At 68.5% G+C, this 14,072-nt stretch carries 12 protein-coding genes; all 12 read left to right on the forward strand.

Annotated features, from left to right (window positions below):
• The first annotated feature begins 85 nt into the window (after nt 1-85).
• Nucleotides 86-1,402, forward strand: a complete 1,317-nt coding sequence (locus KBY73_RS03250) for a glycosyltransferase (RefSeq protein ID WP_254935678.1) — start codon at nt 86-88, stop codon at nt 1,400-1,402.
• Nucleotides 1,403-1,432: 30 nt separating this feature from the next.
• The gene (locus tag KBY73_RS03255) at nt 1,433-1,864 is read left to right on the forward strand and encodes a hydrogenase maturation protease (protein ID WP_254935679.1); all 432 of its coding nucleotides are present in this window, start codon (nt 1,433-1,435) and stop codon (nt 1,862-1,864) included.
• On the forward strand, nt 1,857-2,198 hold the full coding sequence (gene hypA / locus KBY73_RS03260) for a hydrogenase maturation nickel metallochaperone HypA (RefSeq protein ID WP_254935680.1): 342 nt from the start codon (nt 1,857-1,859) through the stop codon (nt 2,196-2,198). Before KBY73_RS03255 ends, hypA begins: the two co-directional genes overlap by 8 nt.
• Before the next feature lie 151 nt (nt 2,199-2,349).
• Entirely contained in the window at nt 2,350-3,162 is an 813-nt protein-coding gene (locus tag KBY73_RS03265; protein ID WP_254935681.1) for an SDR family NAD(P)-dependent oxidoreductase, read from the forward strand.
• 115 nt (nt 3,163-3,277) lie between these two features.
• The gene (hypB, locus tag KBY73_RS03270; protein WP_254935682.1) at nt 3,278-3,982 is read left to right on the forward strand and encodes a hydrogenase nickel incorporation protein HypB; all 705 of its coding nucleotides are present in this window, start codon (nt 3,278-3,280) and stop codon (nt 3,980-3,982) included.
• On the forward strand, nt 3,979-6,309 hold the full coding sequence (gene hypF, locus KBY73_RS03275; RefSeq protein ID WP_254935683.1) for a carbamoyltransferase HypF: 2,331 nt from the start codon (nt 3,979-3,981) through the stop codon (nt 6,307-6,309). Before hypB ends, hypF begins: the two co-directional genes overlap by 4 nt.
• Nucleotides 6,310-6,326: 17 nt before the next feature.
• Nucleotides 6,327-6,539, forward strand: coding sequence for a HypC/HybG/HupF family hydrogenase formation chaperone (locus KBY73_RS03280; RefSeq protein WP_254935684.1), 213 nt, complete (start codon nt 6,327-6,329; stop codon nt 6,537-6,539).
• On the forward strand, nt 6,536-10,147 hold the full coding sequence (nifJ, locus tag KBY73_RS03285) for a pyruvate:ferredoxin (flavodoxin) oxidoreductase (RefSeq protein ID WP_254935685.1): 3,612 nt from the start codon (nt 6,536-6,538) through the stop codon (nt 10,145-10,147). Before KBY73_RS03280 ends, nifJ begins: the two co-directional genes overlap by 4 nt.
• A complete protein-coding gene (locus KBY73_RS03290; protein ID WP_254935686.1) occupies nt 10,144-11,175 on the forward strand; it encodes a dihydroorotate dehydrogenase-like protein in 1,032 nt (343 codons plus the stop codon). The genes nifJ and KBY73_RS03290 overlap by 4 nt, the downstream gene beginning before the upstream one ends.
• A gap of 86 nt (nt 11,176-11,261) precedes the next feature.
• Nucleotides 11,262-12,284, forward strand: coding sequence for a hydrogenase formation protein HypD (hypD, locus tag KBY73_RS03295; RefSeq protein WP_396096679.1), 1,023 nt, complete (start codon nt 11,262-11,264; stop codon nt 12,282-12,284).
• The gene (gene hypE / locus KBY73_RS03300) at nt 12,281-13,276 is read left to right on the forward strand and encodes a hydrogenase expression/formation protein HypE (RefSeq protein ID WP_254935688.1); all 996 of its coding nucleotides are present in this window, start codon (nt 12,281-12,283) and stop codon (nt 13,274-13,276) included. The genes hypD and hypE overlap by 4 nt, the downstream gene beginning before the upstream one ends.
• A gap of 53 nt (nt 13,277-13,329) precedes the next feature.
• Nucleotides 13,330-14,016 carry a response regulator transcription factor gene (locus KBY73_RS03305; RefSeq protein WP_254935689.1) on the forward strand — a complete coding sequence of 229 codons (687 nt, stop codon included), beginning with the start codon at nt 13,330-13,332 and terminating at the stop codon, nt 14,014-14,016.
• Nucleotides 14,017-14,072: the final 56 nt, after the last annotated feature.

The raw sequence follows: 14,072 nt of genomic DNA on the forward strand, positions 1-14,072 counted from the left end.
AACCCCAGGGCAATGGGTCCGATCTCCAAGCTCTTCAGGATCAAGATGTCAGCTCTAGAAGCCCACGCTGGTCTCCCCGATCCCCATGGCTGAAGTGCTGCTGCTGTCGGTTCCAGTGTTCGGCCATGTCAAGCCGATGCTGGCCCTGGCCCGTGCTCTGGTGGCTGATGGCCATCGGGTGCGTTGGCTGGCGGGGGAGGCGTTTCGAGCGCGGGTGGAGAGCACCGGGGCGGTGTTCTGTGCAATGCGGGAGGGTTTTGATTACTCCCTGCCTGAGAAGGTGCCGCAGACCCTGCAGCAGCGACGACAGGCTTTGCGCGGTTTGGCCCAGCTGCGCTTCGATCTTGATGTCTTTTTCATTCAGCCTTCCCAGGGGTTCTGCCTGGATCTGCTGGCTCTCCACGATGAGCAAGCTGCCGACCTGGTGGTTTGCGACAGTTTTTTAATGGCCGGTGCCTGGTGGAGTGAGCGCACCGGGCGGCCCTGGGTGCAGTTGTGCTGCACTGTGCTCACGTGCCCCAGTCGCGCGGTGGCACCGTTCGGCCTGGCCTTGCCGCCCGATGACTCTCTGCTTGGGCGGTGGCGCAATAGGGTCCTGCGGCTGTTGACACGCAGCCTGCTGTTCCGCTCGCTGCGTACCAGCGCCGACCAGGCCCGTGCCGGGCTCTGCTTGCCACCTCGACGGCCCTGGCTGTTCGATCAGGTGTCTGCCGATCTGGTGCTCAGTGGCACCGTGGCGGCATTTGAGTATCCCCGGCCTGATCTGCCAGCTCAGGTCAGCTTCGTGGGTCCGCTGCTGGAGGAAGAGCAGGAGGCCTTCACTCCCCCCTCCTGGTGGGGTGACCTCGATGGCGTCACGGTGGTGCATGTGAGTCAAGGCACTATCAACACTGATCCCTCGTTGTTGCTGCGACCCACGATTGAGGCCTTGGCGGATCAACCGCTGTTGCTTGTGGTCACCACCGGCCGGTCAGATGGATCCAGCGAGGCGCTTGGCGCATTGCCTGCGAACGTGCGAGCGGCTGGTTATCTCCCTTACGGGTTCTTGCTGCCCAAGGTGGCCCTGATGATCACCAACGGTGGCTACCAGGGCGTGCAGGCCGCCTTGAGCTTCGGGGTGCCCCTAGTTACGGCCGGTGCCGGCGAGGACAAGCCGGAGGTCTGTGCTCGCCTCCGGCGCACCGGAGCTTCCTTGGATCTCGGCACCGCTCACCCCCAGGCCACCGCTATCCGTGCTGCGGTGCAGGAGGTGCTCACCGACCCGTCCTATCGGGCCGCAGCCCAGACCCTGGCGGCGCAAATGGCCGCTGCTGGAGGGGCTGCAGAAGCTGTCCGCAGGATCAACTTGGTGCTGGACAAGCAACGCCTCGCTGCGGATCAGGTCATCGCCGCCAACAATTAGGAGCTCGCCTCCCCCCTCACTTGCTTTGCCATGCAGCAGCACCCCCAGGGCAGCCGCCTGGTGATCGGCATCGGCAACAGCCTGCGCGGTGACGACGGGGTTGGGGCCTTGCTGGCCGAACAGGTGGGGGGACGCAGCGTCCAGCAGCTCACTCCGGAGCTGGCGGCGGAGCTGGCCGAGCTGGAGGCGGTGCTGTTTATCGATGCCTGGCTGGCGCCGGCCGGCGCGGCTCCCCGGATCACCTCGATCTCGCTTGCCGCGGGTGCGGCCGAGAGCCACCGGCTGGAGCCGGCCCAGCTGCTGGCGATCAGCCAGGCGCTCTACGGCTGTGCCCCTGCCGCCCACCTGCTCCAGGTGCCGGCGACGCGCTTCGACCATGGCACCACGCTCTCGGCTGAGCTTCAGGCCGCCCTGCCCCAGGCCCAGGCACTCATGCAGGGCTGGCTGGCGCGCCATGCATGAGCTCAGCCTGATGGAGGCGGTGCGCGATCAGTCGTTGGCGGCCGCCAACGCTGAGGGTGCCACTCGCATCACGGCGATCAGCCTGCGGATCGGCAGCCTGGCCGGGGTGGAGCCTGAGGCGTTGCGCTTTGCGCACACGGTGGTGATGGACGGCACGATCGCGGCGGGAGCCGAGCTGCGCATTGAGATTGTGATCGCTCGCTTTTTTTGTGAGCCCTGTCAGCAGGCGTTCGATACCGAACAGGGCGATTGCCTTTGCCTCCGCTGCGGCAGCTTCAGCCGCCGGCTGCTGCAAGGCCGCGAGCTGGAGCTGACCTCGCTAGAGCTCAGTTGAAAGCAGCATTGGCATTTTTTCAGTTTCAAACCTCATCGATGCCAAGTGGAACTACAGCATCGAGTAAGAAGCCCAATTGGCGGAGCAATTAGATTGCTAGTAGTTCGTTTCATCGGAATTTTTGCCTAATGAACCCAATTCAGAGCTTCTAATGTCAGCCCCAACCGTTCTTGTAACCGGAGCTTCCAGCGGAATTGGTGCGGCGACAGCTCGCCTATTGCTGGAGCGCGGCTGGCGTGTGTTTGCAGCTGCTCGACGGCTGGAGGCAATGGAGCCCCTGGCCGCCTTGGGTGCCGAGGTGATGGCACTGGATCTAAGCGATGACGACTCACGCCGCCAGCTCGCTGAGCAGCTCACAGCCAAGGTGGGTGCCCTCGATGCGCTGGTCAACAATGCTGGCTTCGGTGAAGTGGGTCCGCTTGAGACATTGGCCCTGGATCGAGCCCGGGCGATTTTCGAAGTCAACGTCTTTGGGCTGATGGGTCTCACCCAGCAGTTGTTACCTGCCATGCGCGAGCGAGGTCGCGGTCGCATCGTCAATATCTCCTCGATTGCCGGTCGCTGGGTTTCACCCGGATCGGGCTGGTACGGGGCCAGCAAGTTTGCGCTTGAGGCACTGAGCGATGCCTTGCGACTCGAGCTCAAGGCCTTCGGTGTCAGCGTGGTGGTGGTTGAGCCGGGCGTGATCGCTACCGACTTTGCCAACGTGGCCTCCCCTTCGATGGAGGGATCCTTGTCTTGCAGTACCTACGGCTTCATGATGCGTGCCGTTCGCAAGAGCTGGGATGCCGTCTACCGGGGTGCCTCCCCGCCGCTAGAGGTGGCACTAACAATCGAGCGAGCTCTCACCGACCCCACCCCATCAGCTCGTTACCTCTGCGGTCACCAGTCAGCCTCAGTGATCGCCAGCCGGATCCTGCCAACCCGACTGTGGGACAGCCTGGTTCGCATTCAGATGACCTGATGACTGTTATCACCTGTGGTGCTCTGAACCTTGCAGGGACGGAGGCCCATGGCCGTCGTTTCGGAAGGATTCCGGGTGGTGCCTAGCCTGGAAACGGCCCTTGTTCTTAGCTGCCATGTGCCGCGACTGCTCCTGCGGACAGCCGGCGCTTGAGCCGCTCCTACAACCAACCCGCCAGCTACCCCTGCACACGGCCCTGCTGCAGCGCAACGATGCCCAGGCGGCCGGCCTGCGCCAGCGCTTCGAAGCCGCAGGGGTCACGGTGGTGAACCTGCTCTCCTCGCCCGGCTCGGGCAAAACCGCCCTGCTCGAAGCCCTGGCCCAGCGCCTCGATCCCGCCGGTTTGGCGGTGATCGTGGGCGATCTGGCCACCGACAACGACGCCCGCCGCCTCCAGGCCGCCGGCCTGGCGGCGGTGCAGATCACCACTGGCCAGGCCTGCCACCTGGAGGCGCCAATGGTGGCCGAGGGTCTGCATCGCCTCAGCCACCAGGGCATCAGCCTTGAGCAGCTTGAACTGCTGGTGATCGAGAACGTCGGCAACCTGGTCTGTCCCGGCGCCTACGACCTGGGAGAGAGCTTGCGGGTGGTGCTGCTTTCCACCACCGAGGGAGAAGACAAGCCGCTCAAATATGCGCCGATCTTCCACGCCGCCGATCTGGTGCTGATCACCAAGATCGACCTGGCCGAGGCGGTGGGTTTCGATCGCGCCGCCGCCCACGCCGCCATCGCCCGCGTCGCCCCCCACGCCTCCGTGCTGGAAACCTCGGCCCGCAGCGGTGCCGGCCTCGACGCCCTGATCGCTGCCCTGGCGCGATGAATGTGGCGCGGCTGCGCCTGTGGTGCCGTGGCGTGGTGCAGGGGGTGGGTTTTCGGCCCCTGGTGCATCGCCTGGCCGCCGAGCTGCAGCTGGTGGGCGAGGTGGAAAACGTCGCTGGTGCCGTCAGGCTGGAGTTGCAGGGCAAGCGCCGCTCGCTCGAGCTACTGCTGCGGCGCTTGCCCGAGGCGTTGCAGCCCCCCGGCGCTCTTGAGCCACTGGCGCCTGAGTGGCTCCCGCCCCTCGTTCCGGCGCCACCCGGCCTGCGCATCGCCGCCGCCACCGCCCAACTCCTGGGCGCCAGCCTGATCGCCCCGTCCCTCGCCGCCGATCTGGCCCCCTGCCCCACCTGTCTGGCCGAGCTCCACGACCCCGGCAACCGCCGCCACCGCTACCCCTTCATCAGCTGCAGCCACTGCGGGCCCCGCTACTCGATCGCCAGCGCCGAGCCCTACGCCCGCGCCCACACCAGCTTGGCTGGCTTCCGCCTGTGCGCTCTCTGCCAGCAGGAGTTCGACGATCCGTCTGATCGCCGCTTCCACGCCGAAACGATCGGCTGCCCCGCCTGCGGGCCCCGGCTGCAGTGGCAGGGAGCCGGGGCCGGCGGTGGGGATCCGCTGGCGGCGGGCCTGGCCCTGCTGGCGGCGGGCGGGATTCTGGCCCTCCAGGGGGTGGGCGGCTTCCAGCTGCTGGTGGCTGCCGGCGATCCGGCGGCGGTGGCCCGGCTGCGCCAGCGCAAGCAGCGGCCCGCTAAGCCCCTGGCCCTGCTGGTAGCCGATCTGGAACAGATCCCTGCTGCCGTGGAGTTGTCTGCAGCAGAACGGCTCCAGCTGCAGCACCCGGCCGCGCCGATCGTGCTGCTGCGGTTACGGCCAGGCCAGCGCCAGCCCTTCGCTGGGGTGGCCCCCGGCAGCGCCGCTTTGGGGGTGATGCTGCCGGCTTCGCCGTTGCACCAGCTGCTGGCGGCGGGTTTTGGCCGCCCCCTGGTGGCCACCAGCGGCAACCGCAGCGGCGAGCCCCTCTGCCTCGATCCGGCCGAGTCCCTCGATCGCCTCGCCGGCATCGCCGATGGCTTCCTGCTGCACAACCGCCCGATCGTCCGCCGCCTCGACGACTCGGTGTTGCAGCTGATCGAAGGGCGGCCGGTGCTGCTGCGCCGGGCCCGCGGCTACGCCCCCCAGGCCCTGGCTCTGCAGGCCCCGCCCGGCACCGCCCTGGCCCTTGGCGGTGATCTCAAAAGTGCGCCGGCCCTGGCGCTCGGCGGCCGCGTTTGGCTGGCGCCACTGCTGGGTGATCTGGCTGGGCCCCTGCCGCAGCAGCTGTTGAGCGAGGGGCTCGAGCAGCTGCTGGAGCGCCCTGGCCCCGGGCTCGCCGCCCTGGCCTGCGATGGCCATCCCGGCTACGCCAGCCACCAGCTGGCCGCGGCGGCGGCCCGGCGGCTGGGGCTGCCGTTGCAGCTGGTGCAGCACCACCGCGCCCACGGCCTGGCTGTGGCGGCGGAGCACGGCCTGCCGCTGCCCCTGCTGGTGTGGGCCTGCGATGGCCTCGGCTATGGCGAGCCGGCCGAGGCGAGCGGCCATCGGCTCTGGGGCGGTGAGCTGCTCTGGCTCACGACGTCTGGCGCCGAGCGTTGGGCCTGCCTGCGCCCCTTTCCCCTGCCCGGCGGCGAGCGGGCCATGGCCGAACCCCGCCGGGCCGCCCTGGGCCTGCTGGCCGCGGCCGGCCCGGAGGCCCTGGGCCATCCGGGGGCCGCTGCTTGCCGGGCCGCTTTCAGCCCCGGCGACTGGCAGCTGCTGCTGCAGGCCATCGCCAGCGGCTGTAATAGCCCGCTTTGCTCCAGCACTGGCCGCCTGTTTGATGCGGCGGCCTCCCTGCTGGATCTGTGCCAGCGCAGCAGCTTTGAGGGGGAGGCGGGGCTGCTGCTGGAGGGCCTAGCCCTGCAGGCCCCGCCTCCGCAGGTGGCGCCCATGCCGCTGCTGCCGGCTGCGGGGCTGCAGCTTGGCTGGCTCGATTGGCAGCCCCTGTTGCAGAGCTTGTTGAACGCGAGAGCTGCGGGGGTGTCGCCGCAGGAGAGCGCTGCCTGCTCCCACGCTTCTCTGGCGGCCGGCTTGGCCAGTGCCGCGGCTAAGGCGGCTGGGCGCCTTGGTGCCACCACCGTGCTGCTGGCCGGTGGCTGCTTCCAGAACCGCCTGCTGCTGGAGCGCAGCGCCGCTGCCCTGCGCGCGGCCGGCCTGGTGCCCCGCTGGGCTGAGCAGCTGCCCAGCAACGACGGAGGTCTGGCCTTAGGCCAGCTTTGGGCAGCTCTGGCTGATCTCCCTATAACGAAGTAGAGCGTGGAGGCCTACCCATGTGCCTGGCCACCCCCGGCCTGATCTTGACGATCACCGGTTCGCCTGCGGATGCCGGCCCTGATGCGGAGCTGTGGCGCCAGGCCGAGGTGGATTTCGGTGGTGTGCGCCAGTGGGTGAGCCTGGCCTGCTTGCCGGAGGCGGCGGTGGGCGATCGGGTGCTGGTGCACGTGGGCATGGCCCTGAGCGTCGTGCTCGCTGAGGAGCCATGAGCACTCCCCTACTCACGATTGATGGCAACGAGGCCGTGGCCCGGGTGGCCTACCGCCTCAATGAGGTGATCGCCATCTACCCGATCACGCCGGCCTCGCCGATGGGGGAGTGGGCTGATGCCTGGGCCGCGGAAGGGCGGCCCAACCTTTGGGGCAGCGTGCCTTCGGTGGTGGAGCTGCAGAGCGAAGCGGGTGCTGCCGGCACGGTGCATGGCGCCCTGCAGGCGGGGGCGCTCACCACCACCTTCACGGCCAGCCAGGGGCTGCTGTTGATGATCCCCAACCTCCACAAGCTGGCGGGGGAGCTCACCCCGGCGGTGCTGCACGTGGCGGCCCGCTCCTTGGCGGCCCAGGGCCTGTCGATCTTTGGCGATCACAGCGATGTGATGGCCACCCGCGGTAGCGGTTGCGGGATTCTCTGCTCGGCGTCGGTGCAGGAGGCGGGCGACTTTGCCGCCATTGCTGCCCTGCTCAGCCTGCGCAGCCGGCTGCCGTTCCTGCATGTGTTCGATGGCTTTCGCACCTCCCACGAGATCCAGAAGATCGCGCCGCTCAGCGACGGCCAGCTGCTCGAGCTCATGCCCGCGGCGGAGATCAGTGCCCACCGCGCCCGCGCCCTCAGCCCCAATCGCCCGGTGATCCGCGGCACCAGCCAAAACCCCGACGTCTACTTCCAGGCGCGCGAATCGGTAAATCGCTTCTACGACGCGGCCCCGGACCATCTGATCGAGGCGATGGCGCGCTTTGGCGAGCTCACTGGTCGCCCCTACCGCCCCTACGACTACGTCGGCCCCGCCGCTGCCGAGCGGGTGCTGGTGCTGATGGGGTCGGGCTGTGAGACCGCCGTGGAGGCGGCTGAGGCGCTGCAGGCCGCCGGCGAGGGGGTGGGGGTGCTGAAGGTGCGCCTGTTTCGGCCCTTTGCGGCCCGGCTGCTGGTGGAGGCCCTGCCGGCCAGCACCCGGGCGATCGCCGTGCTCGATCGCTGCAAGGAGCCCGGCGCCCCCGGGGAGCCCCTCTACCTCGATGTGGTGGCAGCCCTGGCCGAGGAGTGGGCTGCCGTGCATGGGGGGGTGCATGGGCCAGCAGCGTTGCCGGCGGTGCTGGGCGGCCGCTACGGGCTGTCGTCGAAGGAGTTCACCCCGGCGATGGTGAAGGCGGTATTTGATCATTTGCGGCCCCTGCTGGCAGCTGGCCAGCCCCGCCCGCTCAACCACTTCACGGTGGGCATCGACGACGACCTCACCCATCTATCCCTGCCCCTCGACGCTGACGTCGAACACGGCTTCCACACCGACGCAGCTGAGGTGCGGGCCGTGTTTTACGGCCTGGGCTCCGACGGCACGGTGGGGGCCAACAAGGCGGCGATCAAGATCATTGGCGAGGGCACGGATTTGTATGCCCAGGGCTATTTCGTTTACGACTCCAAAAAGTCGGGTTCGGTCACGGTGTCGCACCTGCGCTTTGGGCCCCAGCCGATCCGCTCCACCTACCTGATCCAGCGGCCCACGTTTGTGGCCTGCCACCAGTGGGATTTCGTCGAGCGCTTCGATCTGCTGGCTGGCATCGAGCCCGGGGGCGTGTTTCTGCTCAATAGCCCCTTTGCGCCAGCAGACACCTGGGCGCGGCTGCCGGAAGCCCTGCGCGCTCAGATCCGCAGCAAGGGGATTCAGGTGCAGCAGATCAATGCCTACCAAGTGGCGCGCCAGGCGGGCATGGGGCCCCACATCAACACGGTGATGCAGGCCTGCTTCTTTGCCCTCAGCGGCGTGCTGCCGCGCGAGGAGGCCCTCTACCGCATTCGTCACTCGATCGAAACCAGCTACCGCCGTAAGGGTGAGGCCGTGGTGGCGATGAACCTGGCGGCCCTCGACGCCAGCCTCGAGCACCTGGTGCCCCTCGATTGGTCGAGCCTCGACGGCTCCGGCCCGGAGCCATTGCGGGAGGACCGGCTCACTGGTGCCCCGGATTTTGTGCGGGAGGTGATCGGGCCGATGCTGGATCGCCGCGGCGATGCCCTGCCGGTGAGTGCCCTGCCCTGTGACGGCACCTGGCCGGTGGGCACGGCCCGCTGGGAGAAGCGCAACATCGCCGCTGCGGTGCCGGTGTGGGAAACAGACCTGTGCGTGCAGTGCGGCAAGTGCGTGCTGGTGTGCCCCCATGCGGTGATCCGCGCCAAGGTGGGCGCCCCTGATCTCTTCGCCGCAGCCCCCGAGGGCTTCCGCACTGCCCCCGCCCGCGACCCCGCCTTTGCCGGCCAAACCTTCACCATCCAGGTGGCCGCCGAAGACTGCACCGGCTGCGCCCTGTGCGTGGAGGTATGCCCCGCCCGCGACCGCAGCGAGCCCAAGCGCAAGGCGATCAACATGGCGCCGCAGCGGCCGTTGCGTGAGCAGGCCCGCGGCAACTGGGACTTTTTCCTGCAGCTGCCCGAGGTGCCGCGCGCCGAGCTCAACCTGCACAAGATCGGCCAGCAGCAGCTGCAGCAGCCATTGTTTGAGTTTTCCGGCGCCTGCGGCGGCTGCGGCGAAACGCCATACCTCAAGCTCGCCTCCCAGCTGTTCGGCGATCGGATGCTGATCGCCAACGCCACCGGTTGCAGCTCGATCTACGGCGGCAACCTGCCCACCACCCCCTGGAGCGCCAACGCCGAAGGACGGGGCCCGGCCTGGAGCAATTCCCTGTTCGAAGACAACGCCGAATTCGGCTACGGGATGCGGGTGGCGCGTGACCAGCAGCGCCAGATGGCCCTCGATCTGCTGGAGCGGTTGGCGGGCCAGCTTGAGCCTGCCGAGCTGCCGCCCCCCTTGCTGGAGGCCCTGCGCAACGCCGACCAGAGCGATGAAGTCGGCATTGTCGAGCAGCGCCAGCGGGTGGCCGAGCTCAAGGGGCGTTTGGCGGGAATGGAGCACCCGGAAGCCCGCCAGCTGCTGGAGCTCGCCGATGCCCTGGTGAAAACCAGCGTCTGGCTGGTGGGCGGCGATGGCTGGGCCTACGACATCGGCTTCGGTGGGCTCGACCACGTGCTCGCCAGTGGCCGCGACGTCAACGCCCTGGTGCTCGACACCGAGGTGTACTCCAACACCGGCGGCCAGGCCTCCAAAAGCACCCCCCGGGGGGCGGTGGCCAAGTTTGCCGCCGCCGGCAAGACGGCCCCCAAAAAAGACCTGGGCCTGATGGCGATGACCTACGGCACCGTCTACGTAGCAAGTGTGGCGATGGGGGCCCGCGACGAGCACACCACCCGCGTATTTCTGGAGGCCGAGAGCTACCCGGGGCCTTCGCTGATCATTGCCTACTCCCACTGCATCGCCCACGGCATCGATATGGCCCAGGGCATGGCGCACCAGAAGCTGGCGGTGGATTCGGGCCGCTGGCTGCTCTACCGCTACGACCCGCGCCGAGCCGAGCGCGGCGAGACTCCCCTGCAACTCGACAGCCCGGCGCCAAAGCGCTCGCTCAAGGAGGCGATGGAGCAGGAAAACCGCTTCCGCATGCTGCGCTACAGCCAGCCGGAGCGGGCCCAGGCCCTGGTGCGCCAGGCCCAGCGGGAGCTCGAATGCCGCTGGGCCACCTATCGGGCCCTGGCCCAGTCAGCCCCCAAACCATGATCCCCGACCTCTCCACCACCTATCTCGGCCTGGCCCTGCGCAGCCCCCTGGTGGTGGGCGCTGCCGCGCCCCTCAGCGAGGAGCTAGGCCAGCTGCAGGCCCTGGAGCGGGCCGGGGCGGCGGCGATCGTGCTGCATTCGCTGTTTGAGGAGCAGATCGAGCAGGAGCAGCTTGACCTGCACCGCCATGCCATGGCCGGCACCGATAGCTATGGCGAGGCGCTCAGCTACGTGCCGGAGCCATCGATCTTCCATGGCGGGGAAGACATCTACCTGCGCCACCTGGAGCAGGCCTGCCAGCATTTGGCGGTGCCCGTGATCGCCAGCCTCAATGGCACTAAGGCGGGCCGCTGGGTGGAGTCGGCGCGGCGGATTGAGGCGGCCGGCGCCTCGGCCCTGGAGCTCAACATCTATGCCATTCCCACCGACCCCGAGCTCTCCAGCGCCGCCATCGAAGCCGAGGTGGAGGAGATCGTGCGCCAAGTGCGCGCTGAGGTGCGCCTGCCCCTAGCCGTGAAGCTCAGCCCCTTTTTCACCAACCTCAGCGCCATGGCCCGGCGCCTGGCCGCGGCGGGCGCCGATGGGCTGGTGCTGTTCAACCGCTTCTACCAGCCCGATATCGACATCGAGACCATGGAGGTGCGGCCCAACCTGCTGCTCTCCACCCCCCACGACCTGCGACTACCGCTGCGCTGGATCGCTCTGCTGCACGGCTGCCAGCCCCTGGATCTGGCCGCCAGTGGCGGTGTGCACCGGGGCACCGATGTGGTGCGGCTGTTGATGGCGGGGGCTGCGGTTACCCAGGTGGTGGGGGCGTTGCTGCGCCACGGCCCCGAGCGCCTGGCGGGCCTGGAGCAGGAGCTCTCCATCTGGCTGATGGAGCACGAGGTGGCCAGCGTGGCGGAGCTGGTGGGCTGTATGAGCCAGCAGCGCTGCCCCAATCCGGCCGAATACGAGCGGGCCCAATACATGCGCGCCATTCAGGGCTACCGCCCCGCCGATGCCCGCCAGGCGCCTGGCCCCTGGTGAGTGCCGCCCTGCAAAGCCAAATCAATGGCCGGGTTGCTGAGCTGGCGGCCCTGCTTGCTGCCACTGCCAGCCGCCCCTGGACCCTGATGGAGGTGTGCGGCGGTCAGACCCACGCCATCCTGCGTTGGGGGCTTGATCAATTGCTGCCACCGGGGCTGCGGCTGATTCATGGACCGGGCTGTCCGGTGTGCGTTACGCCGGCCGAGCGCCTCGATGCGGCCCTGGCGCTGGCGGCCTGCCCGGAGGTGATCCTCTGCTCCTACGGCGACATGCTGCGGGTGCCAGGCAGCGCCGCCGGCGCCGATCTGCTCGGCGCGCGGGCTGCAGGCGGCGACGTGCGCCTGCTCACCTCGCCCCTACAGGCCATTGCCCTGGCCCAGGCGTGCCCTGCGCGCCAGGTGGTGTTTTTGGCGGTGGGCTTTGAAACCACGGCACCGGCCACCGCCCTGCTGCTGCGCCAGGCCCGGGCCCTGGGGCTCACCAACCTCACGGTGCTGCTGGCCCACGTGCGGGTGGCGCCGGCGATGGCGGCATTGCTGCAGGAGCCAGGCAACCAGGTGCAGGGATTTTTGGCGGCGGGCCATGTGGGGGCGGTGATGGGCACCGCCGAGCTAGGGCAGTTGGTGCGGCGCCACCGGGTGCCGGTGGTGGTCACGGGCTTTGAGCCTGCCGATGTGATGGCCGGGCTGCTGCGACTGGTGCAGTTGCTGGAGGCGGGCACCCCGGCGCTTGCCAATGCCTACGGCCGGGTGGTGCGCCAGCAGGGCAACGGCGCCGCCCAGGCCATTATGAAGGAGGTGTTTGCGGTGGTGGACCAGCCCTGGCGGGGTTTGGGCCCCATCGCCGCTGGTGGCTATGAGCTGGCTGCGGCCTACCGCGACTTCGATGCGCTGCTGCGGTTTTGTCTGCCCTCAGCAGCGGTTTCCCCGCCGCCGGAGCCCCTAGCCAGCCCCTGCATCAGCGGCCTGATCCTGCAGGGCCGCGCCCTCCCTCCCGACTGCCCGGCCTTCGGCTCGGCCTGCACCCCGGAGCGACCCCTGGGGGCACCGATGGTGTCGAGCGAAGGGGCCTGTGCCGCCTACCACCGCTACCGGCCGCCGCCGCCATGAGCGACTGCATCCAGCTGGCCCATGGCGGCGGCGGCACCCTGATGCAGCAGCTGATCAACCAGGAGCTGCGGGCCCTCTACGCCGATCCGGCCCAGGTGCTGCACGATGCGGCCCGGCTCGAATTGCCGCCCGGCCCGCTCGCTTTCAGCACCGACGGCTACGTGGTGCAGCCGCTGGAATTTCCCGGTGGTGATATGGGCAGCCTGGCGGTGATCGGCACCGCCAATGATTTAGCGATGGCGGGCGCCCGGCCTCTGCATCTGAGTGTGGCGTTGCTGCTGGAGGAGGGCTTGCCGCTGGCGCTGCTGCGGCGCTTTGTGGCCTCGATGGCTGCGGCTGCGCGGGCCTGCGAGCTCACGATCGTTACCGGCGACACCAAGGTGGTGGAACGGGGCAAGGCCGACGGCATATTCATCACCACCAGCGGCATCGGGGCGGTGCAGGCGCCGATGCCGATTCACCCTACGGCGATTCGCCCGGGCGATCAGCTGCTGCTGAGCGGCGACCTGGGCCGCCATGGCGTGGCAATCCTGGCCGCTCGCCATGGCTTGGCCCTGGTGCCGCCCGTGCTCAGCGACTGCGCGCCGCTCTGGCCCCAGGTGCGGGCCCTGCTGGAGGCCGGGGTTCGGATTCACTGCCTGCGCGACCTCACTCGCGGCGGCCTGGCCAGTGCCCTGCAGGAGCTAGCGGAGGCGGCCGCGGTGGAGCTGGCGATTGAGGAGGCGCAACTGCCGGTGCTGGAGCCCGTGGCGCGCACCTGTGAGCTGCTGGGCTTTGAACCTCTGCACCTGGCCAATGAGGGTCGCTTTGTGGTGGTGGTGCCGCCATCGGCCCGCGATCAGGCCCAGACCCTGCTGGCGGCCAGTGGCGGAGCCTGGATCGGCAGTGTGCGGCCGGCCAGCCAGGGAGCGCGGGTGCTGCTTACCACCTCTTTTGGCACCGAGCGCCTGCTGCTGCCCCTCAGCGGCGAGCTGCTGCCCCGCATTTGCTGAACCCGTCAGCTGTCTTAGGGTGAACTGACGCCCCTGCCAAGAGTTGTGGGTCGATGGATCTCACCCCTTTTCTGAGCAGCCTGGAGGGCACCACCCTCGACCAGGTGCTGTTGTCGGTGGCGGTCAGCGGCAAGGTGGCGATCGCCATGAAGGGTCGCTTTCTGCTCCGATCAGTGTGCGAGAGCTTTCAAGACCGCACCCGCATCGGCTGTGCCGTCACCGATGAGGCCACCTGCCTGGAGTATCTGGCGCGGGAGCCCTACGAGCTGTTGATTTGCACCGACTACCTGGAGGACGGCAATGGCTTCGAGCTGGCCCGCAAGGCGCGCAGTGCCCATCAGGGCTTGCGGGTGGTAGTGCTGGCCCTGGGGGATGTGATCCCGGCCCAATACGTTGAGGCTTCCTGGTTGGAGGCGGTAGTTGCGGAAGCCGATTTCATCGGCGATCAGCGACCCCTGCAAGCAGCGGTGCTGGCGGTGATGGGGCAGCACTCCTACCGCAGCCCTTCGCTGCGTTCCGGCACCCTGCCCTACCTGAGTTGCCCGCGGCTCACTAAGCGCGAATACGAAGTGCTGGATCTGTTGGCCAGTGGCCTCACCGATCGGGAGATTGCTGAGCGACTGGTGGTGAGCGAGGAAACCGCCAAGACCTATACCAAGCGACTGCTCAAGACCCTCGACGTCAATAACAGGTTGCAGGCCGTGCTCAAGGGCATGCGCTGCGGCATGGTGCAGCTCTGAGCCCCCTTACATATTGTCCCCGTATGGGGGGCTCGGTAAACCTGCCCAGCAGCGCA

The sequence above is a fragment of the Cyanobium sp. Tous-M-B4 genome (assembly GCF_024345395.1).
Lineage (GTDB): Bacteria > Cyanobacteriota > Cyanobacteriia > PCC-6307 > Cyanobiaceae > Cyanobium_A.

What these genes read in the sequence shown, in the direction of transcription:
- nifJ (WP_254935685.1), top strand. Translation starts at nt 6,536, where the DNA reads ATGAGCACTCCCCTACTCACGATTGATGGCAACGAGGCCGTGGCCCGG.
- KBY73_RS03280 (WP_254935684.1), top strand. Translation starts at nt 6,327, where the DNA reads ATGTGCCTGGCCACCCCCGGCCTGATCTTGACGATCACCGGTTCGCCT.
- KBY73_RS03290 (WP_254935686.1), top strand. Translation starts at nt 10,144, where the DNA reads ATGATCCCCGACCTCTCCACCACCTATCTCGGCCTGGCCCTGCGCAGC.
- KBY73_RS03250 (WP_254935678.1), top strand. Translation starts at nt 86, where the DNA reads ATGGCTGAAGTGCTGCTGCTGTCGGTTCCAGTGTTCGGCCATGTCAAG.
- KBY73_RS03265 (WP_254935681.1), top strand. Translation starts at nt 2,350, where the DNA reads ATGTCAGCCCCAACCGTTCTTGTAACCGGAGCTTCCAGCGGAATTGGT.
- KBY73_RS03255 (WP_254935679.1), top strand. Translation starts at nt 1,433, where the DNA reads ATGCAGCAGCACCCCCAGGGCAGCCGCCTGGTGATCGGCATCGGCAAC.
- KBY73_RS03305 (WP_254935689.1), top strand. Translation starts at nt 13,330, where the DNA reads ATGGATCTCACCCCTTTTCTGAGCAGCCTGGAGGGCACCACCCTCGAC.
- hypA (WP_254935680.1), top strand. Translation starts at nt 1,857, where the DNA reads ATGCATGAGCTCAGCCTGATGGAGGCGGTGCGCGATCAGTCGTTGGCG.
- hypF (WP_254935683.1), top strand. Translation starts at nt 3,979, where the DNA reads ATGAATGTGGCGCGGCTGCGCCTGTGGTGCCGTGGCGTGGTGCAGGGG.
- hypE (WP_254935688.1), top strand. Translation starts at nt 12,281, where the DNA reads ATGAGCGACTGCATCCAGCTGGCCCATGGCGGCGGCGGCACCCTGATG.
- hypB (WP_254935682.1), top strand. Translation starts at nt 3,278, where the DNA reads ATGTGCCGCGACTGCTCCTGCGGACAGCCGGCGCTTGAGCCGCTCCTA.
- hypD (WP_396096679.1), top strand. Translation starts at nt 11,262, where the DNA reads ATGGAGGTGTGCGGCGGTCAGACCCACGCCATCCTGCGTTGGGGGCTT.